The sequence below is a fragment of the Pelobium manganitolerans genome (assembly GCF_003609575.1).
Classification (GTDB): Bacteria; Bacteroidota; Bacteroidia; order Sphingobacteriales; family Sphingobacteriaceae; genus Pseudopedobacter; species Pseudopedobacter manganitolerans.
The window spans coordinates 166,314-190,043 of record NZ_MBTA01000023.1; the positions used below are offsets into that span (position 1 = coordinate 166,314).

General features: G+C 41.5%; 24 protein-coding genes. 13 read left to right on the top strand and 11 right to left on the bottom strand.

Annotated features, from left to right (window positions below):
- Nucleotides 1-13: 13 nt before the first annotated feature.
- Nucleotides 14-601, top strand: coding sequence for a TlpA family protein disulfide reductase (locus tag BCY91_RS09345; protein ID WP_120181686.1), 588 nt, complete (start codon nt 14-16; stop codon nt 599-601).
- 114 nt (nt 602-715) lie between these two features.
- Here the strand turns inward: BCY91_RS09345 and BCY91_RS09350 are convergent, their stop codons facing one another.
- The 6 genes from BCY91_RS09350 to ccoN all read right to left on the bottom strand — a co-directional run bounded on the left by BCY91_RS09350 (nt 716) and on the right by ccoN (nt 6,613).
- Complete coding sequence (locus BCY91_RS09350) at nt 716-1,405, bottom strand: sulfite exporter TauE/SafE family protein (RefSeq protein WP_120181687.1); 690 nt, start codon at nt 1,403-1,405, stop codon at nt 716-718.
- Nucleotides 1,402-1,815, bottom strand: coding sequence for a FixH family protein (locus BCY91_RS09355; RefSeq protein WP_120181688.1), 414 nt, complete (start codon nt 1,813-1,815; stop codon nt 1,402-1,404). Before BCY91_RS09355 ends, BCY91_RS09350 begins: the two co-directional genes overlap by 4 nt.
- 6 nt (nt 1,816-1,821) lie before the next feature.
- On the bottom strand, nt 1,822-3,210 hold the full coding sequence (ccoG, locus tag BCY91_RS09360; protein WP_120181689.1) for a cytochrome c oxidase accessory protein CcoG: 1,389 nt from the start codon (nt 3,208-3,210) through the stop codon (nt 1,822-1,824).
- Between the two features lie 207 nt (nt 3,211-3,417).
- The gene (locus BCY91_RS09365) at nt 3,418-4,287 is read right to left on the bottom strand and encodes a cbb3-type cytochrome c oxidase N-terminal domain-containing protein (RefSeq protein ID WP_120181690.1); all 870 of its coding nucleotides are present in this window, start codon (nt 4,285-4,287) and stop codon (nt 3,418-3,420) included.
- Between the two features lie 9 nt (nt 4,288-4,296).
- Complete coding sequence (locus BCY91_RS09370; RefSeq protein ID WP_120181691.1) at nt 4,297-4,488, bottom strand: hypothetical protein; 192 nt, start codon at nt 4,486-4,488, stop codon at nt 4,297-4,299.
- Between the two features lie 10 nt (nt 4,489-4,498).
- Nucleotides 4,499-6,613: a cytochrome-c oxidase, cbb3-type subunit I gene (ccoN, locus tag BCY91_RS09375; RefSeq protein WP_120181861.1), complete on the bottom strand. Its 2,115-nt coding sequence runs from the start codon at nt 6,611-6,613 to the stop codon at nt 4,499-4,501.
- A 316-nt stretch (nt 6,614-6,929) separates the two neighbouring features.
- On the opposite strand from ccoN, the gene ric reads away from it, so the two are divergent.
- The 8 genes from ric (at nt 6,930) to BCY91_RS09415 (ending at nt 14,717) form a co-directional block, all read left to right on the top strand.
- Complete coding sequence (ric, locus tag BCY91_RS09380; RefSeq protein WP_120181692.1) at nt 6,930-7,868, top strand: iron-sulfur cluster repair di-iron protein; 939 nt, start codon at nt 6,930-6,932, stop codon at nt 7,866-7,868.
- A gap of 186 nt (nt 7,869-8,054) precedes the next feature.
- Nucleotides 8,055-9,308 carry a hypothetical protein gene (locus BCY91_RS09385; RefSeq protein WP_120181693.1) on the top strand — a complete coding sequence of 418 codons (1,254 nt, stop codon included), beginning with the start codon at nt 8,055-8,057 and terminating at the stop codon, nt 9,306-9,308.
- Nucleotides 9,309-9,312: 4 nt separating this feature from the next.
- A complete protein-coding gene (locus BCY91_RS09390) occupies nt 9,313-10,539 on the top strand; it encodes a hypothetical protein (protein WP_147387928.1) in 1,227 nt (408 codons plus the stop codon).
- 18 nt (nt 10,540-10,557) lie between these two features.
- A complete protein-coding gene (locus BCY91_RS09395) occupies nt 10,558-11,844 on the top strand; it encodes an acetyl-CoA hydrolase/transferase family protein (RefSeq protein ID WP_120181695.1) in 1,287 nt (428 codons plus the stop codon).
- 94 nt (nt 11,845-11,938) lie between these two features.
- On the top strand, nt 11,939-12,364 hold the full coding sequence (locus BCY91_RS09400) for a PNPOx family protein (protein ID WP_120181696.1): 426 nt from the start codon (nt 11,939-11,941) through the stop codon (nt 12,362-12,364).
- A gap of 113 nt (nt 12,365-12,477) precedes the next feature.
- Nucleotides 12,478-12,834: a 6-carboxytetrahydropterin synthase QueD gene (queD, locus tag BCY91_RS09405; protein WP_120181697.1), complete on the top strand. Its 357-nt coding sequence runs from the start codon at nt 12,478-12,480 to the stop codon at nt 12,832-12,834.
- Nucleotides 12,835-12,924: 90 nt separating this feature from the next.
- On the top strand, nt 12,925-14,322 hold the full coding sequence (rlmD, locus tag BCY91_RS09410; protein WP_182995346.1) for a 23S rRNA (uracil(1939)-C(5))-methyltransferase RlmD: 1,398 nt from the start codon (nt 12,925-12,927) through the stop codon (nt 14,320-14,322).
- A complete protein-coding gene (locus BCY91_RS09415) occupies nt 14,319-14,717 on the top strand; it encodes a hypothetical protein (RefSeq protein ID WP_120181699.1) in 399 nt (132 codons plus the stop codon). Before rlmD ends, BCY91_RS09415 begins: the two co-directional genes overlap by 4 nt.
- Nucleotides 14,718-14,840: 123 nt before the next feature.
- Here the strand turns inward: BCY91_RS09415 and BCY91_RS09420 are convergent, their stop codons facing one another.
- Nucleotides 14,841-16,745 (bottom strand): amidophosphoribosyltransferase, encoded by a 1,905-nt coding sequence (locus tag BCY91_RS09420; protein WP_120181700.1) that lies wholly within the window; start codon nt 16,743-16,745, stop codon nt 14,841-14,843.
- Between the two features lie 324 nt (nt 16,746-17,069).
- On the opposite strand from BCY91_RS09420, the gene BCY91_RS09425 reads away from it, so the two are divergent.
- From BCY91_RS09425 to BCY91_RS09435, 3 genes are all read left to right on the top strand, one after another.
- Nucleotides 17,070-17,495 (top strand): hypothetical protein, encoded by a 426-nt coding sequence (locus tag BCY91_RS09425; protein WP_120181701.1) that lies wholly within the window; start codon nt 17,070-17,072, stop codon nt 17,493-17,495.
- Between the two features lie 43 nt (nt 17,496-17,538).
- Nucleotides 17,539-18,075, top strand: a complete 537-nt coding sequence (locus tag BCY91_RS09430; protein ID WP_120181702.1) for a hypothetical protein — start codon at nt 17,539-17,541, stop codon at nt 18,073-18,075.
- A gap of 113 nt (nt 18,076-18,188) precedes the next feature.
- A complete protein-coding gene (locus BCY91_RS09435) occupies nt 18,189-19,709 on the top strand; it encodes a GH3 family domain-containing protein (RefSeq protein ID WP_120181862.1) in 1,521 nt (506 codons plus the stop codon).
- Here the strand turns inward: BCY91_RS09435 and BCY91_RS09440 are convergent.
- Nucleotides 19,706-20,356 (bottom strand): hypothetical protein, encoded by a 651-nt coding sequence (locus BCY91_RS09440; protein ID WP_220699463.1) that lies wholly within the window; start codon nt 20,354-20,356, stop codon nt 19,706-19,708. The two genes, BCY91_RS09435 and BCY91_RS09440, sit on opposite strands and share 4 nt — an antisense overlap.
- A 174-nt stretch (nt 20,357-20,530) precedes the next feature.
- Between BCY91_RS09440 and BCY91_RS09445 the strand changes: the two genes are divergently transcribed.
- Nucleotides 20,531-22,135, top strand: coding sequence for a peptide chain release factor 3 (locus tag BCY91_RS09445; protein ID WP_120181703.1), 1,605 nt, complete (start codon nt 20,531-20,533; stop codon nt 22,133-22,135).
- Here the strand turns inward: BCY91_RS09445 and BCY91_RS09450 are convergent.
- Genes BCY91_RS09450 through BCY91_RS09460 form a run of 3 tightly spaced genes read right to left on the bottom strand, consistent with a single transcriptional unit; the run spans nt 22,132 to nt 23,707 of the window.
- The gene (locus BCY91_RS09450) at nt 22,132-23,106 is read right to left on the bottom strand and encodes a polyprenyl synthetase family protein (protein ID WP_120181704.1); all 975 of its coding nucleotides are present in this window, start codon (nt 23,104-23,106) and stop codon (nt 22,132-22,134) included. The genes BCY91_RS09445 and BCY91_RS09450 overlap by 4 nt on opposite strands.
- A gap of 57 nt (nt 23,107-23,163) precedes the next feature.
- Nucleotides 23,164-23,469: a type II toxin-antitoxin system PemK/MazF family toxin gene (locus BCY91_RS18060; protein WP_220699469.1), complete on the bottom strand. Its 306-nt coding sequence runs from the start codon at nt 23,467-23,469 to the stop codon at nt 23,164-23,166.
- 7 nt (nt 23,470-23,476) lie between these two features.
- Nucleotides 23,477-23,707: a DUF2281 domain-containing protein gene (locus BCY91_RS09460; RefSeq protein ID WP_120181705.1), complete on the bottom strand. Its 231-nt coding sequence runs from the start codon at nt 23,705-23,707 to the stop codon at nt 23,477-23,479.
- Nucleotides 23,708-23,730: the final 23 nt, after the last annotated feature.

Here is a 23,730-nt window from a genome sequence, read left to right on the forward strand (position 1 = left end):
TTTTAAAATAATAATGGAGGAAAAGAAACGCACTTTATTGAATTGGTTGAAACGTAATATTTTAACCTTGCTGATGCTGGGCTTAATTGCATTGATGTTGTTGAATCCTAACGTAAAACCGTGGATTTTACAGCAGGCGATGCGGACCGGTTTGTTTAATGCAAAAATTGGAACTGCCGAAAATTCCGAAGAGGTAAATTTTGCTTTCCGCGATATGGATGGGGAGATTAGGCATACGCGTGATTTAAGTGGGAAAGTGGTTTTTATCAACTTTTGGGCTTCTTGGTGCCCGCCTTGCCGTGCAGAATTTCCTTCTATCGAGAATCTTTATTCAAAATATAGAAACCATCCAAAGGTGTTTTTTCTGACCATAAGCGAGGATGAAAGGCTGCAAACCGCTCAGAAATTTATGGAAAAAAACGAGTATCAAGTTCCGTTTTATGCGCTTGCTTCTGCCGTGCCGGATAAAGTTTACAAAGGAAGCCTTCCTACAACCTTGGTGCTAGATAAAGAAGGGAAAATGCGTTACCATCACGAGGGTTTGGCCAAATATGATTCGGATAGCTTTATGAAACAGCTGGAAGATTTGATTGCGGAGTGAGAGTTTAGTATTTAGTATTGGGTATTGAGTGGTAAATAGTGAATGGTGAGTATTGGGTATTGAGTAATGAGAAGGATAGTCAGTCGGACAAACTAACACCTAACCCAGGGCTAACTACCTACAAATCACAGCTTCGCTAGTGTTGATTTTTGGGCTTAAGTAAGGGATATCTAAATTTAAACCGCGGAACAAAAACCACAAGCCTAAACAAAGAGTTACATAAGGTAAAAATCTGGTGATTTTTTGTCTGAATACCGGTTTTGCAAAGTTTGCGCCCAGCATCGCGAAAAGCATTAATGGAATAGTGCCCAAACCAAAAACAAACATAAAAAGTGCCGATTGCACAGCACTGCTGGTACTTACCGCCGTTGCCAAACCCAAGTAAACAAAACCGCAGGGTAAAATACCGTTTAGCAATCCTAAATAAAAATGTCCGGAGCGTTGTTGTATGGCTTTTCCGATGAGCTTGTTTACTGCAGAGGTGATTTTATTTGGACGGTATTGCTGTGCGCTGCGCCGATTAATGATTTGCGGTAGCACAGCTATAATAATTAAGATGCCACTAATAATACTAACGCCTTGTTGCAAACCGGCAAGCCAAAGTTGTTTGCCTAGCAAACCAACAAGCAAGCCTAAACTAGCATAGGAGACCGCACGCCCAATATTATACGACAGTTTTTTAAGAAGCGTAATCCACTTAGCTTCTTGTTGTTGAGGAAGGGCGAAAGCCAAAGGGCCACACATACCTACACAATGCAAGCTGCCAAAAAGGCCAATTACAAAGGCAAGTTGAAGGTGGCTCATTGCATAAACATATTGCTTTGGTACAAATATTTTTTGCCGTCGGCCGTCCAGTGGATGATGATGCGCCATTCGCCTTTTTCAAAAGCCGATTTTGGTAAACGCACTTCACGCTCGTTAAAGCTGTAAAGCTGGTCCTTTTTCCGATCCGACGGGCGTTTGAAGTTTACCGTTCCGCTGTCCACTTTAGCAAAATCAATTTGTACAAAATTGTCGTCTTGCCGTAGGCTAGGGGCGGCTTTATCTTTAATTACCTGTTGCATTTGCTGGTAATCTACATCATAAGCCAAGCCTTTTTCGTAATAGTCTTTGTCAAAACTGTCTTCGGCGGTTCTAAACATTTGCACCACCAACAAGGTGATAAATATCATAAAAGCGGCTAAACCCAGTACTAAACCTTTTCCCCAATTCATGTATTTTTAATTAACAGGTCCCAAAAAGTTGGTTTCAATACGGTCAATCACTTCGCCGTTTTGCACCACCTCAATATTAACAGAAGTTTTGGTTTTATTAATGTCAGTTTGTGGGACCAGTAAAAAGAAAGTTGCTTTTGAGGTGCTTTCTGGCGCTAAACTATCCACCTTTTGCACCCATTGGATTTTGTGATTTTTATTTTCTGGCACAAAATCAATTTTTGTAGGTTTTGATGTTTTGTTTACCAGTTCGGCGGTGTACAAATTGCTGATGAAGTTGTTTGGTTGCTCTTGGTACATAGAGCCCGCCGCGCGCAATACGTTTACATCAATATCTTTTTTGGTGAGGATGAAAAATGTGGAAACGCCAATCATCAATAAAATGATTACCCCATAAGCTTTCATCCGCAAGGTTAATCGTGGCGAACGCTCATTGTTTTTGATCATCTCCTCGGAGTAGTAACCAATTAAATTACGCGGACGGTTAACTTTGTCCATCACTTGGTTACAAGCATCAATACAAGCCGTGCAGTTTACGCACTCCAGTTGCGTCCCTTCGCGGATATCAATCCCGGTAGGGCACACGGCTACGCAAAGGTTACAATCTACACAATCACCTAGTTGTGGAGGGTTAGGGTCGTTCTTTTTAATTCGTCCGCGCGGTTCGCCGCGTAAATAATGGTAAGCAACAACCAGCGAGTTTTGATCTAATAAAACGCCTTGCAATCGTCCGTATGGGCAGGCCACAATACAAACCAGTTCTCTAAAATGCGCAAAAACGTAGTAAAACGCAGCGGTAAATAGCCAAATGCTTATGAAACCAGATACGTGTTGGCTCACCGGTTCTTTAATAATTTGCCATAATTCGGCAGAGCCGATGACGTATGCCAGAAAAGTGTTGGCAATAAAAAAAGAGATTGCAACGTAGATAAGGTGTTTGCTGGTTTTTTTGATGATTTTATCCTTTGTCCAAGGGCTGTTATCCAGCTTTTTGCGCGCAGCGGGTTCTCCTTCTATCCATACCTCAATACGACGGAAAACCATTTCCAAGAAAATCGTCTGCGGACAAATCCAGCCGCAAAAAATACGTCCGAAAGCGCTGGTAAACAATACAATGCCTACCAGTGCTGTCAATGAGATTAAAACAATAATGAAAAAATCTTGTGGCCAAAAAACCTGCCCAAAGAGGATGAACTTACGTTCGATGATGTTGAACAGCAAAAGCTGGTGTCCGTTTATCCTGATGTATGGCGCAGCAAACAAAAAAACCAATAAAAAGTAAGCCACATAGCTTCTGTATTTATACCATTGGTCAATTCTTATTAAGGGGTAAAGCCACCTGCGCTTTCCGTTTTGATCTGTTGTTTGATGATAATAATTAACTTCTTCTGCCATCTTCTTCCTTCTAGTATAGAGTATAGAGTATAGAGTATTGAGTGCTGGTAGTGCGGAACTCCGCCTGCTTAACCCTCACACCGAATTACCAAACCAACTAAAACCTGCCAATCTAATTACTCCTCTAAAACACTTTAAACCTAACATTTACGCAACTAATCACCTAACCAACTAACACCTAGCCAACTAACCACCTAACCAACTAATCTACTCTTTTTCTCCTTGTGGTGCTTTAGGGTTTGGCGGGTTGGTACCTTTCAAAGACTCAATATAGTTGGCTACATCAGATATTTGTTTTGGGCTTAGCTGTTTTTCCCAAGCAATCATGCCTTTTTCTGGCACTCCGTATTTAATTGTTTTAAATACTTTGTTAATGCTGCCACCGTGCAACCAATATTCATCGGTTAAGTTTGGTCCTACAACGCCCTGGCCTTTATCCCCGTGGCAAGCCACGCAGTTTTGGGTATAAACCGCTTGTCCGGCAGCTAATACCTCGGCCGATTTATCAATCTTAACGCTGTTTTCATCAATCATGTTGCCGGCCTTAGCCAAAAACGCCTCTTTTTCTGCAGCGGCCTGTTTCATTTCTACTGCGTATTCTTCATCTTGTAATTTGCCTAATTTAAACACGTGGAAGTTTAACAGGTAAACTACCGCAAAAACCACCGAAGCGTAAAACAACCAGTTAAACCAAGCTGGGATAGGATTGTCCAGCTCTTGGATGTTGTCGTAATCGTGCATGATTAGCAGATCTTTTTCCTCAGACATCGGTCTTAAAGAAAGCAATTTTTGCCAAAATGTTTGTTTGTGCGATTTTATTGGCGCTTTGCCTGCCGTAGTAACGCCAACAAGCTCTGGGTTTTCCAGTTGTTGCTGTTCTGATGGTAAAACCATTGCAGTAAGCACTTTAAACGTTTTTAACAAAACGAAGCAAACCACTACAATAAGAATCAATGTTACGATGATTGCGCCCAAGGCGATACCGTTCATGATTTCTGAGGTGCTGGCGGCAAATGCGCTATTGCCAAAAACGAGGCTTGCCGCTACCAGCATAAATATTTTGTTGTGTAAACGCATAATAAGCTTTTAATTAATGGTTTCTTCTTGGTCCTTTTTGTCTTTATCTTCAAGCGGAATGTTGCTCATGTAATCAATGTGCTTTTTCTTCATCCTTATCAGAACCACTGCGGCCACTATGAAAAAGATAAAGAATATTGAAAGTGAGATGAGCATGTAAACCTCATCTCCCTTTAAACCGTTTATAAACTGCTTGAACATCTTTTTGTTTTTATTGTTTGTTTTTGATGTCGATACCTAGGCGTTGCAGGTAAGCGATGATGGCGATAATCTCTTTATCGGCTTTCACTTTAATTTTATCTGCTGCTAGGTTTTCCGCAATCTGTTCTGCTTGTTTCATCAAATCTTGGTTGGCGATAGCATCATAACCTTTAGGATACGGAACACCTAGTTTTTGCATCGCGCGGATCTTAGTAGCCGTTGTGGTGGTGTCTAGCTTTTGGTCTAACAACCAATCGTAGTTAGGCATTACACTGCCCGGAGACATGGTGCGCGGATCCATCATGTGGTTGTAGTGCCAAGCATTACTGTATTTGCCGCCTTCGCGGTGCAAATCTGGTCCGGTACGTTTAGATCCCCATAAGAACGGGTGGTCATAAACAAACTCGCCCGCCTTGCTATACTCGCCGTAACGTTCTGTTTCTGAGCGGAACGGACGGACCGTTTGCGAGTGACAGTTAACGCAACCTTCGCGGATGTATAAATCACGGCCTTGCAACTCGAGTGGCGAATATGGTTTTACACTTGCAATAGTAGGTACGTTGGTTTTGATGAAGAACGTCGGCAACATTTCTACCATACCGCCAATTGCGATAACAATTAAGCTGGCAACCAACAATGTCATTGGTTTACGCTCTAATCTGCGGTGCCAGAACTCGCGTTTGCTTTCTTCTGGCAATGCCGGCAACGGTAAAGCCTCTGCATACTCATTACTTACCAACTTGCCTTGTTTGGCAGTTTTAATTAAGTTGTAAGCCATCACAATAACTCCTGCTAGGTATAAAACACCGCCAATAGCCCTCATTACGTACATTGGTAAAATACGGGTTACTGTTTCTAGGAAGTTTGAATATTTTAACAAGCCTTCCGGGGTAAATTCTTTCCACATTAAGCCCTGGGTAAAACCAGCCCAATAAAGCGGAATGGCATAAAATAAAATACCTAAAGTACCTGTCCAGAAGTGGAAACTTGCCAGTTTTTTAGAGTACAGGTTGGTTTTATAAATGCGCGGTACCAACCAATACATGATACCAAAGGTTAAGAAACCGTTCCAACCTAAAGCACCAACGTGTACGTGCGCTACAATCCAATCTGTAAAGTGCGCTATCGCGTTAACGCCTTTTAAAGAGAGCATTGGACCTTCAAAAGTAGCCATACCATAAGCGGTAAGCGCAACCACCATAAATTTTAAGGTAACATCATCACGCACTTTATCCCAGGCGCCACGCAGGGTAAGCAAACCGTTAATCATACCGCCCCAGCTTGGTGCAATGAGCATGATAGAGAAAGCCACACCTAAAGATTGCGCCCAACCCGGTAAAGAAGTGTATAATAAATGGTGCGGGCCAGCCCAGATGTAGATGAAAATTAAGGCCCAAAAGTGTAAAATACTTAAACGGTAAGAGTACACCGGACGGTTAGCCATTTTAGGTAAGAAGTAATACATCATACCCAAATAAGGCGTAGTTAAGAAAAACGCAACCGCATTGTGGCCGTACCACCATTGCACTAAAGCGTCTTGCACGCCGGCATATAAATAATAACTTTTAAATAAGGATACAGGCAACTGAAACGAGTTGACAATGTGCAATACCGCAACCGTAACAAAGGTGGCAATGTAAAACCAAATGGCAACGTACAGGTGGCGCTCGCGTCTTTTTATAATTGTACCAAACATGTTGACACCGAATACTACCCAAATTACCGTAATGGCAATATCAATGGGCCACTCTAACTCGGCATACTCGTGCGAGCTGGTAAAACCCAGCGGAAGCGTAATTACTGCCGATACAATAATCAACTGCCAGCCCCAGAAGTGGATTTTACTTAGCACATCGCTAAACATGCGGGCTTTTAGCAAGCGTTGGATAGAGTAATAAACGCTCATGAAAATGGCGTTGCCCACAAATGCAAAAATCACCGCGTTGGTGTGCAGCGGTCTAATACGGCCAAATGTGGTGTACTGGTTGCCTAGGTTCATTGCCGGGCTAAAAAGCTGTGAGGCGGCTAGCAAGCCTACCGTCATCCCGATAATACCCCAAACAAGCGTAGCAATAGCAAAATCGCGGACGATCTTGTTGTCATAATAAAATTTGTCTGCCTGCATCATAGTTATTAATGAATAGATTTTTTTATCTGCGCCAAAGATAGGCTCAATTCCTCTGACAATTTAATGACTTTAATTTTTTCGGATAGTGATTTTAGTCACTTTTTTTTATAGAAACCCTGTTAACGGGTGGTTTGATGCCTTTTAAGGGCTGAGGTGTATGTTATATAGACTTGTTCTAATTTAACTTTTGTGAAACGCCCTTGCGGTAAGTCAATCGCCCGGTTGACGCTTATCATATTTTAAGACTTTTTTGTCTTTTACTTTTGTCTCGGAACTAAGCACAGGTAGCTTAAGAAATTTAAAATTCAATTAAATGGAAACATTGGATGTTACACAAATAGAACCGAGGTTTAAACACCCGACAATTTTCAACAAGTTTGATTCTTTGGCAGAAGGGGAGGCTTTTATTATTAATAATGATCACGATCCAAAACCCTTGTATTATCAGCTATTAGCCGAGCGTGGCCAAACATTTACCTGGGAATATTTAGAAAACGGCCCGGAAGTTTGGCGAGTTCAGATTTTAAAACGCCAGCCCAGCAGCGATGAAACCATTGGTGAAATGGTAACCAAAGACTTCCGCAAAGCGCAAGTGTTTAAAAAATTCGGCATCGATTTTTGCTGTGGCGGGAAGAAAACCGTTAAAGAAGTTTGTGAGCGTAAAGGGATTGATGTAGCCGTGGTAGAAAAAGAATTGAACAGCTTTAACGAACGTGAAAACACCTATTTCGATTTTGACAGCTGGGAGCTGGATTTCTTGGCGGATTATATTGTAAACACGCACCACAAATACGTAAAAGAGAGCTTGCCGTTTATGACCGAGCTGGCCAACAAAGTCGCGCGAGTGCATGGCGACGGACATCCGGAACTAATCCGTATTGCGCAGATTTTTAGCAACGTAGCGCAAGATTTTGGTCTGCACTTAATGAAAGAAGAAAAAATTTTGTTCCCTTATATTAAAGAAATGGTAGCGGCCAAAAACACCGGCGCAAGTATTGCGCCCGCACCTTTTGGGCAAGTGAACAATCCTACCCAAATGATGGAAACCGAGCACGAGCAAGCCGGAGAGGATATGGCGGCAATTAGGCAATTAAGCAACGATTACACCTTGCCTCAAGGTGCTTGTAACTCGTACACCATCTTGTTTAAAAAGCTCGAAGAGTTTGAAAACGATTTGTTTACGCACGTACATTTAGAAAACAACATTTTGTTCCCTAAAGCTATTGCCCTAGAGAAAGAGTTGCTGGCCTAAAAAATGCCGGTGTAAGATGCACCGTAAAAATCCTTAACATGGGTTGTTAATCTGGGCGGAGCGGAAGTTCCGTTCTGCCCTTAATAGTATGGTTAAATCAGTTTTATAAATTGCTTAACGCGATGTTTTTCCTCTAAATTTATCTCCGGCACTTACCGAATCTGAAAACCGCCTAAATTTTAAAAATTGAATGCACCAACAAAAACGGACCTAAATAAGTTAATGATCGCCCATCATTTGCTTGCTGGCTTTTCGTTTTTTATGGTGGCTTTATTGCTGCTTTTTGCTGCAACCGACTTTGGCGGACATTATTTTCAGCCGCGCTTGTTGGCCATAACCCATTTAACTGCCTTAGGCTGGTTTTGTGCGCTGATATTCAGTTTATGTTATAAACTTTTGCCGCAGTTTTACCCAGGCTTTAAAGTAAACACCAAACTAGCTTGGATAAGTTTTGGGCTTTTTGTAATTGGGCTGGCGCATTTAATTTATAGCTTCTGGGTTTTTGAGCCCGGGTGGCCCATGCAATGTGCTGCCGCATTGCTTTTGATAAGCATCAGCTGTTTGGTGTGGCAAATTTTTAAAGCGGGCAAACAAACCGTTAAGCCAGATGTATTTCAAGATTTTCTCAGCACTTCTGCCATTTGGTTGTTACTCACCGTTATCCTCGGTTTTCTGATGGTCTTCAACTTCCGGTTTGCGTTTTTACCGATGGATCATGTGGTGTTTTTAAAGTTGCACGCACACGCGGGTTTTGGTGGCTGGTTTTTGTTGTTGCTGATTGCAATTAGTTCTAAATCATTACCCGAATATTTGCAACTAAAACCCGATAAAACTCATCTTTTACATAGCAGTTTCTATCTGATCAATTTGGCACTATTGGCATTTTTTATAAACACCTACCTATTTGGATTAAACAACATCACCTACCTTATTATCGGCTTAGCGGTATTTGGTGTATTCTGCTGGCTTTTTTATTTGCTTCCATTTGTAATGCTAAGTGTTAAGCGTAAGGTCCAAACTGATGGCACAAGCTTTTTAAGCGCCTTGTTATTGTTTTTTATCGCGTTAATTGTAGTTCCGTTAATTGTGTATTATCAATTTAGGGAAAGCAACACAGCCATTAATTTAAGTGTGTTTTACGGTTTTTTATTGCTGTTGGGTTGCTTGGGTAGTTTGATGCAAAGCCGGTTTTTTGGTTTGCACTTTTCATCCGAAAAGCTTTCTGGCCCGCGCCTTAACGAACTGGCGAAGCTGCGCATCCTATGTTATCTCATTTCAACAGCGGTTTTCAGTATCGGCATCTTGTTAAAAAATACCGCGCTGATACATTTGGCACTTTTTGCTTTTGTGACAAGCGCTATACTTTATCTCCTTTGCATTTTCGCTAATTTGCCTGCAAAGCTTAGCCATTTTGTTAAGCAACATCGTATCCAAAAATAAGGCTATGGAAAATGCAGTATTACATAAAACCGCACAATATTACGCCAAATGGGCATTGGCCAATTTTTTTGTATTGGCCTTAGCCGGCGCATTGCTGCGCTACCTGCAGCTTTTTTCTTTGCCTATAAATTATCAGTTTTTGCTGCACGCACATTCGCATTTCGCATTTTCTGCTTGGATGTTTTTAGTGATTATGTTGCTTTTTTACAAAGCCTTATCACCAAGTTTGACAAAGGACTTTCAGTTTCAGTTCAAAGGTTTATTTGCATTAACCATACTGATAAGCTACGGCATGTTAGTCAGTTTTTTCTTTACCGGATACCAAACGCTTTCCATTGTTTTATCTGCGCTTTTTGTGTTTGCAACTTACTGGGGAAGCGCATTGATTTTAAAGTCGGGCTTCTTTAAAGCAAACCGGCACATAGCCAATATTTTGTTAATCGGCGCGCTTATTTGCCTGTTACTCTCCTCATTAGGGCCGTATGTGCTGGCTTATTTTAGGGCAAAAGGTTTTGAAAACAGTGCACAGCAGAATGCAATATATTTTTACCTGCACTTTCAGCTGAACGGTTTTATGCAATTGGCCAGTATCGGTTTTTTATTGCGTGCATACTGGAGAAATGTGCGGAATACAACACGTCTAAAATTTTGGATGTGGTTGCTGGTTGTATCAACGTTTCCGCTTTACGCGATGTTTTTGCTGTGGCACGTGCCTTCGGTTTGGATGTATTTGCTTACCGGCGTTGCTGCGCTCTTACATTTAGCCGCGTGGTTAGTGATCTTGTTTAAATTCATCCGCGAATGCGAGACACCCACCTTTTTAATAGGCATGGCCTTGATAGCCATAACATTGCAATTGGTATTTCAGTGTTTGGTGGCGCTTCCGCAACTTGGGGCTTGGGCTTTTGCCAGCAGAAACCTAATTATCGGTTATGTGCATTTGCTCACTTTGGGCAGTCTAACGCCTATTTTTTTGGATTTGATGAGCAAAGCATCGCTAATTAAAACTTCGGCAATTTTAAACCGATTGCTAATGGCTACGGTAATAGCCTATTTAGGATTGTTATTTGTGCCGGTTTGTTTGGCCAGTTTCGGCATTTATATTCCAAACCTTGGGCTATTGTTGTTTACAACTAATTTGATTTTGCCGGTGCTGGCACTTGTTTATTTGCTGCAAAACATAAAATACAAACAAACACAAAATATTAAACTGAATTTATTTATCGATTAACAACTAAAAAGAAAAGCGATGACAAACACAAATTATATCTCGGCAGAAGAGGCAGTAAAACTGATTAAATCTGGCGACCGGGTGTTTTTGCACGGCAGTGCTGCCACCCCAACGCCTTTGATAGAGGAATTGCAAAACCGTTATCAGGAACTAAAGAATGTAGAGCTGGTAAGCATCACCACACTAGGCGACAGCAGCTTTGGCGACGATAAATACAAAGACAGCTTCTTTTTCAATTCGCTTTTTGTGTCGGCAAATTCCCGTACGGCAGTAAATAGTGCCTATGGAGACTATGTGCCGGTGTTTTTGAGCGAGATTCCGCTGTTATTTAACGATGAGTTTTTACCTGTTGATGTTGCTATTTTGCAAGTATCAGAGCCTGATAAACACGGCTATTGCACTTTAGGTACTTCTGTGGACATCGCGAAAGCAGCGTTTGATAATGCTAAAAAAGTAATCGCGCAAATTAACCCTAATATGCCGCGTACCCACGGCGATGGTTTTATACACACCAGCAAACTGGATGCAATGGTTTGGCATCCAAATGCCTTGCCAGAGGTTGACTACTCCGCCAAAGCCAATGATACCATTATTGCCATTGGCAAAAACGTGACTTCTCTAATCGAAGACGGTTCTACACTGCAATTGGGCATCGGTAGCATTCCGGACCAGGTGCTTAAAAATCTGGTGAACCACAAAAACCTGGGTTTACATACAGAAATGCTTTCCGACGGCGTAATTCCGCTTATCGAAAGCGGGGTGATTGATAACAGCAACAAAAAGCTGAACAAAGGAAAATCTGTAACTTCTTTTATGGTGGGCACCCGCAAGTTATACGATTTTGTGAACGATAACCCGTCTATCCGTGTAATGAACATCAATTACGTGAATGATACCAGCATTATTAGGCAAAACCCGAAAGTGATTGCCATTAATAGCGCTATCGAGATTGATTTAACCGGCCAGGTTTGTGCCGATTCTATCGGAACTTTCCAGTATTCGGGTATTGGTGGGCAAATGGATTTTATCCGTGGTGCTTCTTTGTCGCCAGGCGGTAAGCCTATTATTGCTTTGCCTTCTGTTACAAATAAAGGCGTATCGCGTATTACGCCGTTTTTAAAGCAAGGTGCGGGTGTGGTAACCACCCGCGGACACGTGCATTGGGTAGTAACCGAGTACGGAAAAGTGAATTTGTTTGGCAAAAGCATGAAACAGCGTGGTAAAGCATTAATTGAAATTGCCCATCCGGACCATCGCGAAAGCTTGGAAAAAGCATTTTTTGAGAGATACGGTTCACTTATATAGCGGTGCAATGCAGAGCCGGAAGCATGTTCCGGCTCTACTTACGGAAGCCAACTACTAAAAACGATGAATCCATAAACTGCCAATCCCTAAAAATATGAAACCCGAACTAACTGCTTACATCGCCGAGAACAAAATAGCCACCTTGTGTTGTATAGATTTAAACGGCAAGCCATATTGTTTTAATTGTTTTTATGTTTTTGAGCCGGCGCACAAATTATTGTTGTTTAAATCTTCCGAGCAGAGTTTCCACTCGCAATCATTGAAGCTTAATGCAGAAGTGTCCGGTACAATTTTGCCACAGAAAATGAACTTTATGGCTATGAAGGGCTTACAGTTTACCGGCGAAGTATTGTATGGCAGTTTTCCGGAAGGTTTTTTGCCCAGCAACTATTACCATAAGCAAAACCCTTTGGCTTTGGCTAAAGCTGGCGAGGTTTGGTGCATCCAATTAAAAACCGCAAAGATGACCGATAGCACGCGCGTTTTTGGTGAGAAGTTGGTTTGGGAGAAAGCGGGCTGAGTTTGTAGGCCTGTTGCTTAGAATTTGTGTCTGTTGCAGCTTAATATTGACAAAAATCATTTGTTTACACCTTCTAAAACAGCACTTTTGCGTTTTAAAACGTATTCTTATAAATGCTTATTTACAAACAATTTACTTTTGATGCTGCGCATTTTTTGCCCAACGTTTCCGAAACACATAAATGCCGTAAAATTCACGGGCATACTTATCATTTAACGCTGTTTTTTGAAGGCGAAGTTTCAGCAGAATACGGTTGGGTGATTGATTTTGCTGATATAAAAAAACACGTAAACCCAATAGTGAAAAGTTTGGACCATCATTTTTTGAACGAAATTGAAGGTTTAGAAAATCCCACCTCAGAAGTAATCTGTATGTGGCTGTGGAACAAAATAAAACCGCTAATCCCAGAACTTTGCCGTATCGAATTGAAAGAAACCCCAACATCCGGAGCGGTATATTCGGGTAAATAGCATTGCTTAAAAGGCCCGCAGAAACACCACCGCCTAAAATATAAAGGCTACCAAACTAAATTGTTAAATTTGCCGCCTTAAATAGAAATTTTGAGAGAAGCCAAGATATTAGAGTCCCTCACGGTGCATGATATTGCCGAGGAAGGAAAAGGGGTTGCACGTGCAGAAGATTTAGTGGTTTTTATAGACAAAGCCATTCCGGGGGATGTGGTGGATGCCGCCGTGTTTAAGAAAAAGAAACGATTTGCCGAAGCGAAAATTGCCAGGGTAATTAGTCCGTCGACAGAAAGGGTAGAGCCCTTTTGCCAGCATTTTGGCGTTTGCGGTGGCTGTAAATGGCAGCACATGGATTATACCGCGCAATTAAAATACAAGCAAAAATCTGTTTTGGATGTATTGCAGCGTGTTGGAGGCCTAACGGTTGACCATGCAGAAGCCATTTTACCAGCGCCAACAGATAAATATTACCGCAATAAACTGGAGTACACCTTTTCTAACAAACGTTGGCTTACCAGCGCAGATGATATCATCAGCGATGAAAAAGAGATGAACGCTTTAGGTTTCCACGTGCCTTTGCGCTTTGATAAAATTTTAAAGATAGACCACTGTTACCTGCAAGCCGACCCATCTAACGCCATCCGCAATGCGGTAGCGCAATTTGCGGTAGATAACAACATTTCTTTTTACGATTTACGTGCGCATGAAGGTGCGTTGCGCAACTTGGTTATCCGCACTAGCTCTACCGGCGAGCTAATGGTTATTGTGATTTTTGCCTATCCAGAAGAAGATCAGATTACAGAAGTGATGGATTTTGTGCAGTCGCAATTCCCGGAAATTACCTCCCTGCTTTACATCGTTAACCAAAAGAAAAATGATACGTTTTTTGATCAGGAAGTGATGTGTTATAAGGGTAGGCCTTATATTGAGGAAGAGATGGAAGGGTTGAAATTCCGCATTGGTCCAAAGTCTTTTTACCAAACTAATTCGCAACAGGCTTATGCGCTTTACCAAATCACGCGCGATTTTGCAGGTTTAAATGGGGATGAGCTGGTTTACGATTTGTACACCGGTACTGGAACCATCGCCAATTTTGTGGCAAAAAAGGCGAAGAAAGTGGTGGGTGTAGAGTATGTTCCAGATGCGATTGAGGATGCCAAAGTAAACTCGCAGGTAAACGGTTTAAACAATACCGTTTTTTATGCCGGCGATATGAAAGATATTTTAAACGCCGAATTTATTGCTGCTAACGGCAAACCCGATGTGGTGATTACAGATCCGCCACGCGCCGGGATGCACCCCGATGTGGTCGCGCGCTTATTGGAAATGGAAGCCGATAAAATTGTTTACGTAAGCTGTAACGCGGCTACGCAAGCGAGAGATTTGGCGGTGTTGAAAGAAAAATACGACCTTGCGAGGATAAAGCCGGTAGATATGTTTCCGCATACGCAGCATGTAGAGAACGTGGTTTTGCTAAAATTGAGAAAATGAATCCAGAAGAGTTATTAGGGCAAAATGACGGACAGCAACAAGCCCCGAAAGAAAGTCCATTGGTTAGTTTAAAGAAGGATTTAGAGTTTTATAAGGAGACTTTGCGCGAGGTAGCGATAGAAATTATGGTCGAAGGTTTATCTGCCTATCCTATTTTTATTGCGCACCAACATGAAGTCAATTTGGGCGAAGTCATCCTCGATAGCAACGAATTAAATACGGCCTGGACGGTACAGGTTTCCACTTTAGAGGAGTTTGTAGAAAAAGGCATCATCCAAGCCGATAAAAAAGACCATTTTACCACAAACTATAAAGCTGCCGAAGATTTTATGTGTGTATTTGTGGTTGTACCGGAAGGGGCAAACTTTGTTTTTTATCCCTACCATAACGTTTAGATAATTCCCACAACGCTTTTAAATAAATTAATAAAGGTGTTTACCATAAAAAAGTCTCGGTGTTTTTGCCGAGACTTTTATGTTTGATAAGCTTTCTACAGCTTTTAAATTTTTCCTTTTAAATTATAGGTACGCTCTCGCGTTATTACCCTCCATCCAGTTCATAAAAGCGCGGTTAACCACTTTATTGCCGCCTGGGGTAGGGTAGTCGCCAGAAAAATACCAGTCGCCTAAATGGTTAGGGCAAGCTTCATGTAAATTTTCAATACTTTGGTAAATCACTTCTACTTTAGCGCCTAAATTTTTAGGTGTAATAATCTCCGCTATTTTTGCTGATATTTCTTCATTGCTGAAAGACGCATAAATTTCTTTTACGTGATTAATTACTTCCTCTTTTGGTGCAAACTCTTGTGCTTTACATTTTTGATAAACATCGGTAATTAACTGCTCTTGGCCACGCTCTTTCAATAGTAAAATAGCCGCTTCAAAAGCTACAAATTCGCCCATGCGGCTCATGTCTATACCGTAACAATCTGGGTAACGTATTTGTGGCGCAGAAGATACGATGATAATTTTTACCGGTCCCAAACGATCGAAAATGCGCAGGATGCTTTGCTTTAAGGTAGTGCCACGTACTATCGAATCGTCCAACGCTACGATGGTATCTACATCACGTTTTACCAAGCCATAAGTGGTGTCGTAAACATGCGAAACCATGTCGCTACGCTCGGCATCTTGGGTAATAAAAGTGCGCATTTTAACGTCTTTTATCGCCAGTTTTTCTACACGCGGGGTTACACGTAAAATACGGTCCAGTTCTTCATCTGTCAAATTATCCCGGCTGTGTATCAAAGCATCGCGTTGGGTTTTTACGGTATAACGGTGCAAGCCCTCAACCAAACCGTAAAAAGCAACCTCGGCGGTATTTGGGATGTAAGAAAACACGGTATGCTCAATATCGTGCTCAACGGCATCTAAAATCGCCGGTGTTAACAAGTTGCCCAGCTGTTTGCGTTCTTGGTAAATATCGGCATCGCTTCCGCGCGAGAAATAAATGCGTTCAAAAGAACAGGCCTTTTTCTCTACCGGTTCTCTAAACATCTCCTCTCTAATGCTGCCATCTTTTTTGATAATCATGGCGTGGCCCGGTTTAATTTCTTTAACCTGACCAATTTTGATGTTGAAAGCAGTTTGCAAAGCCGGACGTTCTGATGCAGCCACAAAAATTTCATCATCCTGATAATAAAAAGCCGGACGTATACCAGCCGGATCGCGCATCACAAAAGCATCGCCATGGCCAAAAATACCGGCAATGGTATAGCCACCGTCCCAAGTTTTTGCCGATTTTTTTAGGATGCGGGCAACATCCATGTGTGCGGCAATTAACTGCGAGATCTCGACGTTATCATAACCTTCTCTCTTAAATTTATCAAACAGGTACTGGTTTTCATCATCTAAAAAGTGACCTATTTTCTCTAACACGGTAACCGTATCTGCACGCTCTTTGGGATGCTGGCCCAAATCATAAAGCTGCTGCAAAAGTTCGTCAACATTGGTCATGTTAAAGTTGCCCGCAATAACTAAGTTCCGTGTTTTCCAGTTGTTTTGGCGTAAAAAGGGATGGCATGCTTCTACACTGTTTTTGCCGTGTGTGCCATAACGCAAATGGCCTAATAGCACTTCGCCTGTAAAACTTACGTTTTCTTTAAGCCATTGGGCATTTTTCAACAGTTCTGGATCTTGCTTGCCTACCGCCGCAAACTTTTTGGTAACGTATGAAAAAATATCCTGAACGGCATTTTTTTCCATCGAGCGGTACCGGCTAATGTAGCGGTTTCCAGGTTTAATGTCTAGTTTTATGGTAGCAATACCGGCGCCATCTTGGCCGCGGTTATGCTGTTTTTCCATCAGCAAATACAGCTTGTTTAGGCCGTAAAGTGATGTTCCATATTTTTCCTGATAATATTCGAGAGGTTTTAACAGTCGGATGAATGCGATACCGCACTCGTGTTTGATTTGTTCGCTCATTTAATGCGTTTCCAATGAAGCTCACAAAATTAAGACTTTCTTCGCTTTTGTGAAATTTAAAAACGTCATCTTGATAACATTTCTGCAACATCTTTTTAAAAGATTGGAATTGATTTGTTTACAAGTTTTTCCAGTTGCTGATATTAAACGGAGCAATCAGTTTTTTCCCGAGGTAAACGTGTAAATGCTTAGCTTTTTAAAAAATGCACCAAATATTATACAATGCTGGCTTGGCCAAAATTGCGCTCAGCGGTTCTATTTGGCGTTTTTTAGCTAATGGTCTTTTTATTGTAAGTGCTAGCATCAAACAAATCTTATAAAAACATGGAAACTGTAAAAATAACTAAAGGACTAGTTTTATTGGCCTTACCGGCCTTGGTAACAACGGCTTGTAGCCATAGCGATGCTAAGTATAAAAATTTGCAAACCGGTGAAAAGGTTTACATCATCAAGTCAGAATCTGGACAAGCTATTGATAGCGTAAGTGGCAAACCGGTAGAATTTTACGTGGATTTAGATACCAAAGACACCATTTACGGTGAAACAGGTGAGGTGGTAAACAACAAAATTGTGAAAACTGCCGATAACGTTTACAAATTGGATGAAAGTAAATTTAAATCTGATGTAGAAAAGCTTTTGGAAAGCGGTGAAGACGTGAAAGTGAAACGCGACGGCGACGAGCTGAAAATAAAAACCGACGACAAGAAAATTAAAATTGAAGACGGGGAAACTAAGGTGAAAGATAGATAGGCTATAAAGCAAAAATTAAAACTGAAATTCAATAACTGTAGAGATGAAAAAGATATTTTTAGGTATGGCAACGGTAGCTTTGTTAGCTACGGCCTGCAACAATAACAAAAATGCGGAAGAAAACGCGGATACTATGGCGCATGACCATGATGCTATGACTAGCATGGATAAACCAGAGGTACGCGAGGGCGAATATGTGAACTTGGCATCTGGCGAAAAAGTAAATATTGTGCGCGATCCGGAAACGGGAATTGCGGTGGATAGCAAAACGCAACTGCCGGTAGAATTTTATTATGATCCGGTGAGTTTAGACACCATGTACCAAAATGGAATGGTGGTAAACTCGATGCTGATTAAAGAAAAAGAAGGAAAATACCGCCTTAACGATACCAAAATCAAGATCGATGGTGATGAGATTAAGGTGAAAACCGATTCGTCAAAACTAAAAATTGACGGTGATGAAATGAAAATGAAATCACCGGATAGCAAAATGAAAGTTGACGGCGAAGATGGTAAACTAAAAACCGACGACACCAAAATTAAGGTGGAAGATGGCGAAACAAAAGTAAAATCGAGATAAGAAATTGAACATTAGCTTTCATGTTCAATTTAAACAGCTGGCACATGCCGGCTGTTTTTGTTAAATGCCCTTGGTATATTTCTTGCAACATTGCGGAAAAAAAACCGAAAAACATGTCTGTAATTGGAGAATTGATAAAGAAAGCCATTGATGTTACCGGCTTTATTAAAGGCGAGGCTAAGCCTGTGAAAGAGCAAGAGTTGGTATTGCGCCAGCTGTTGGAAAGCGCCAAACTAACAGCCTTTGGAAAAAAATATAATTTTACGAAAAACCTGTCCTTGGCTTCGCCATTGGCCGCTTTTCAGCACGCAGTGCCTGTTCATGATTATGATAAAATGTTTGAAGATTGGTGGCACTACCTGTTGGAAGGCCATCAGAACGTGACTTGGCCGGGCGGACAAAAATATTTTGCCCTTAGCAGCGGCACTACCAGCAATAGCAAATACATCCCGGTAACGGATGATATGCTGGAAGCCATCCGCAAGGCAGGGATTAAACAAGTTTTAAGTTTAAAGAATTTTGAGCTTCCGGGAGATTTTTTTGAGAAGCAGATTATGATGTTGGGCAGCAGCACCAAGCTTATCAAAAAAAACGACCATGAAGAGGGCGAAATTAGTGGAATATCCGCAGCAAACATCCCAACTTGGTTTCGCGCGTTTTACAAGCCGGGCGAAGAAATTGCCAGCATAAAAGATTGGGATGCCAAGTTAGAGCGGATTGTTGAAGAGGCTCCAAAGTGGGATATCGGTAGCTTATCCGGCATTCCGTCGTGGGTAGAGATGATGCTGAAAGCCATCGTTGAGCACTATAAGCTCAAGAGCATTCATGAAATTTGGCCAAACCTGCAAGTGTACACCAGCGGAGGCGTAGCTTTTGAGCCTTACCGTCAGAGTTTTGAAAAGTTGCTGGCAAAGCCAATGATTTATATCGATACCTACTTAGCGTCGGAAGGATATTTAGCCACTCAAACTCGTCCGGGCACTACGTCAATGGCATTAAATACGGATAACGGAATTTTCTTTGAGTTTGTACCTTTTGTAGAGGAGAACATGGATGATGAAGGCCGTGTAAAACAAAACGCAAAGGTTTTGGCTTTAGCCGATGTAGAAGAAAATGTGGAGTACGTGTTGCTGATTAGTACGGTGGCTGGCGCTTGGCGCTATATGATTGGCGATACCGTAATGTTTACGGACAAAGAAAAGGCGGAAATCAGAATTTCTGGACGCACCAAACACTATTTAAACGTGGTGGGTTCGCAACTATCCGTTCACCAGATGAACCAAGCGCTAGAACATTTAGCAGAAAAATACGGGGCAGTGATTAAAGAATTTATGGTGGCAGCCATCCATCGGGGCGATGAGTACATCCATAAATGGCTAATTGGTGCAGCTATTCATCCGCAAAAGCAAAATGAATTTGCTAAAGATTTAGACGCCTTTTTAGCCGAACACAACAAAAATTATAAAGTTGCGCGTAGCAAAGCTTTAAAAGACGTGGAGGTAGAGTTTTTTCCGGTTTCGCATTTTTATGCTTGGAGCGAGGATAAAAAGAACTTAGGAGGGCAAGCCAAAATTCCGCGTGTATTAAAAGAAGAAGACTTTTTGCAGGTGCAAGATTATCTGCGAAAGCTTTAAAAAGACTTATCCAAAGTTTTCGCTTCTTCAAGTTTTCTAACTTGTTCTACAATATCGTCTGGCGAAAGATATAAGCGTGCAATACGGGCTTTATATTTTTCGGGCAAATCAGTTTGGTCTAAAATAAATCGTTTGGTATCAATAATATAGGCTCCCAAGCCATGGTTTACTGCAAAGGTATCTGCCACGCGCTCGGCTTTTTGGATATATTTTTCGGAAAAAAGGTAGCCAACGCCGAAGCCTAACATTCCTACAAGATTACGCTGACGGTAATCCATTACGTGGCCAAGCTCGTGTCCAATCCACCCGATCATAATATTTTGCGGTAGCTGGTGGATGGGCGTTGCCGAGTGCGTTAGTTTAAACATTGCGCTGATGTTGATTTGATAGGCGCGTTTTTTCCGTTTCTTTAAAATTGTTGCAAACTTAGGCTGTGCCTGCATCACAGATTTTTTGATGTTTTGTTTAAACACAAAATCGATTTCGGCATCTTTCAGTTCGGGATAGTGCGAGAGAGCAATTAATGCGCTTTCTTCAATTACTTTCGGTATTTTTTTATGTTGCGCAAAAGATTTAATGTTGGTATCTGCTAAAAAATTGGCTGTGTTGTTCGTCATCATAAAAAGAAATAAAATAATTGTGTACATGGTCGCTAGTGCCGTTTATAGCTCGGCTTTGCTAAACAAAACATCATCCGTGCCACTAAACAAAATGGCATCCGCACTTCAATCATCGGCTAAATTATTTCTGTTATATTTGCGCAATTTTTAAGCACCTCTCTTTCAAGCGGGTTTCTAATCGCGCAAAGCGTAAAACAATTTATGACAACATTACAAGCAGAAATAGCCAAAAGACGCACCTTCGGAATTATCAGCCACCCGGATGCGGGCAAAACCACCCTTACCGAAAAACTGTTGCTGTTTGGTGGCGCTATCCAAAAAGCGGGAACGGTAAAACGTAATAAAGCAGAAAAAACCGCCACGTCTGATTTTATGGAAATAGAAAAGCAGCGCGGTATTTCTGTGGCGACTTCTGTAATGGGTTTTGAGTATAATGGAGTAAAAGTTAATATTTTGGATACGCCGGGCCACAAAGATTTTGCTGAAGATACTTACCGCACATTAACCGCGGTAGACTCGGTAATATTGGTGGTAGATTGTGTGAAAGGGGTGGAAGAGCAAACGCGTAAGCTGATGCAGGTTTGCCGGATGCGCCACACGCCGGTAATTATTTTTGTGAACAAGCTGGACCGCGAGGGTAAAGATCCTTTTGATTTATTGGAAGAGCTGGAGAAGGAGCTGAATATTTCGACCCGGCCGCTAAGCTGGCCAATAGGTATTGGCCATTCTTTTAAAGGGGTTTACCAACTAAACAACAAAGCGCTTAACCTTTTTAGCGCCAATAAAAAGCAAATTGCCGATGATAAAATCACCATTGGCAATTTAGAAGATGCCAAAGTAAATGAGTTGCTAGGGCATGATTTAGCTGGAAAGTTACGCGAAGACGTAGAGCTGATTGAGGCTGTTGCCGAACCGTTTGACCGCAGTTTATACCTTTCGGGATATTTGGCGCCGGTGTTTTTTGGCAGTGCCATTAATAATTTTGGTGTTCAAGAGCTATTGGAAACATTTATAGAAATTGCGCCATCGCCGCAGGGCAGAGAAACCGATACGCGCAAAGTGGAAAGCGCGGAGCCAAAATTCACCGGATTTGTATTTAAAATTCACGCCAATTTGGACCCTAACCATCGCGACCGTATCGCGTTTTGCCGTATCTGTTCGGGAACTTTTAAGCGTAATACCTTTTACCAGCACAATCGTTTGGGCAAAAAGATGAAGTTTGCCTCGCCAACCAGTTTTATGGCAGATAACAAAAGTTTGGTGGAAGAAGCTTATCCCGGGGATGTGATCGGTTTGTACGACTCGGGCAATTTTAAAATTGGAGATACTTTAACAGAAGGCGAAAACTTGCAATTTGTGGGCATCCCGAGTTTTTCGCCAGAGATTTTCCGCGAGCTGGAGAACAACGACCCTTTTAAAACAAAACAGCTGGAAAAAGGCATTCATCAGTTAAGTGATGAGGGCGTTGCGCAGCTGTTTATCCAAAATCCGGGTAACAGAAAAATTATCGGCACGGTAGGGGAGTTGCAGTTTGAAGTCATCCAGTTCCGTTTGTTAAATGAGTATGGCGCGTCATGCTCGTTCAGGCATATGAATATCAGCAAAGCAAAATGGGTTTCGGCAAGCTCGGATGAAGAACTGAAAAAGTTTATCCAGCGTCACAGCTCAAAAATAGCTTACGACAAAGAAAACAAGCCGGTGTTTTTGGCCGCTTCGGCTTGGGATATTGAATATGCTACCAAACAGTTTCCGGAAATAAGTTTCCATGATACGTCTGAGTGGAGGTTAGTCGCAGGAAAAAATTAATTCTCCCGCGCCATCAACATTTCTGCAAAGCCCAATAAAATGCTTTTATTTTCGGGGGCTACATCAATGTTTTCTAAGGCCTGCAAAGCTTTGGTAGCGTGTTGTTGCATGGCTTCTTCGGCTATTTGGCGTATGTTAAGCCGGTTGTATATGCCTTTTACGGCCTCAACTTTTTCGGTGGTATCAAAGTTTGTTTGCTGTAACCACAATTCTAAGGTTTTGGCATCTTGGTCTTTGGCAAGTTCTAAAGCTTTAATTAACAGGTAGGTTTTTTTATTACAAATAATATCACCGCCTACTTGCTTTCCAAACTTTTCGGGATCTCCGTAAACGTCTAAAATATCATCCTGCAACTGAAAAGCGATGCCTAAGTTTTCGCCAAACTGATAAAGCAAATCGGCGTTTTCTGCATTTGCTTTGCCTATTAAAGCGCCAATTTTTAAAGCGCCACCCAGCAAAACCGCTGTTTTTAAGCGGATCATCTCCAGGTACTCGGCAATGCTTACATTTTGGCGCACTTCAAAGTTCATATCTATCTGTTGCCCTTCGCAAACCTCAACCGCTGTTTTGTTAAATACTTCCAAGACACCCGATAAAATTTCTGGCCTTACCTGTATCATCAGCTTATAAGCTTTTACAAACATCACATCGCCCGAAAGTATGGCTACAGAAGCGTTCCATTTTTCGTGTACAGTTGGCTTCCCGCGGCGTAAAGGCGCATTGTCCATAATGTCGTCGTGCATCAAAGTAAAATTATGGAACAGCTCAATGGCTAAAGCAGGTGATATTGCTTCTTCAACATCGCCACCAAATAAATCTGTAGCCATTAAAACCAAAGCAGGGCGTAACCTTTTGCCACCTAAAGACATTAAATAGGCAATGGGCTGGTAAAGCTCTTTGGGTTGTGCCGGATAATCTATTTCGTTTACGGCTTTAACAATAATTTCTTGAAGTTGTTTAATGCTGTGCATGGATAATGAATTTCGCTACGCAGCGAAAATAGGGTTTTATTCGGCCTAAACAGAACGTTAATTTAAGGCTAGCAGTTTAATCAACTTCCTGTTTAGCTCTAGCGTTTCATTATCAGAAAGTTTTCCAATAACACCTTTAAGTAATGATTTCTCCAGAGTAGCTATTTTACTTGTTCGGATCAGCGATTCTTTTTTAAGACCATTTGTAATAGTCGGTGTTAATACCACATCCGTTTCCTCTTTCCAACTAATCTGACTGGTTATAAAGCAAACCGTTACGTCTAAATCGTCTTCCGTTAAAACAACAGCTGGCCTTAATTTGTTTCCGCTTAAATCTGTAAACGGAAATGAAACTAAGACAATTTAACCCTTAGCCATTGTAAGGTTCTTTTACATCAGACAAAGTGTAAAGTTCTTCATCTTCTTCTAAAAAAGCGTTGGTTTTGCCGTTTGAAACCATGTTATGTATATCTTTTCTCAGTTGCGATTCTTCGTGTTGTTTAAAAAGAAATTCTGCAAAATCCATCACTTCAACGGCCTTTTCATCTGGAAGTTGTTGCATTACTTTTACTGCCTTCTCTATTAAAGCCTGCTTAGTCATTTTAACAAGATTTTCAAGTTGAA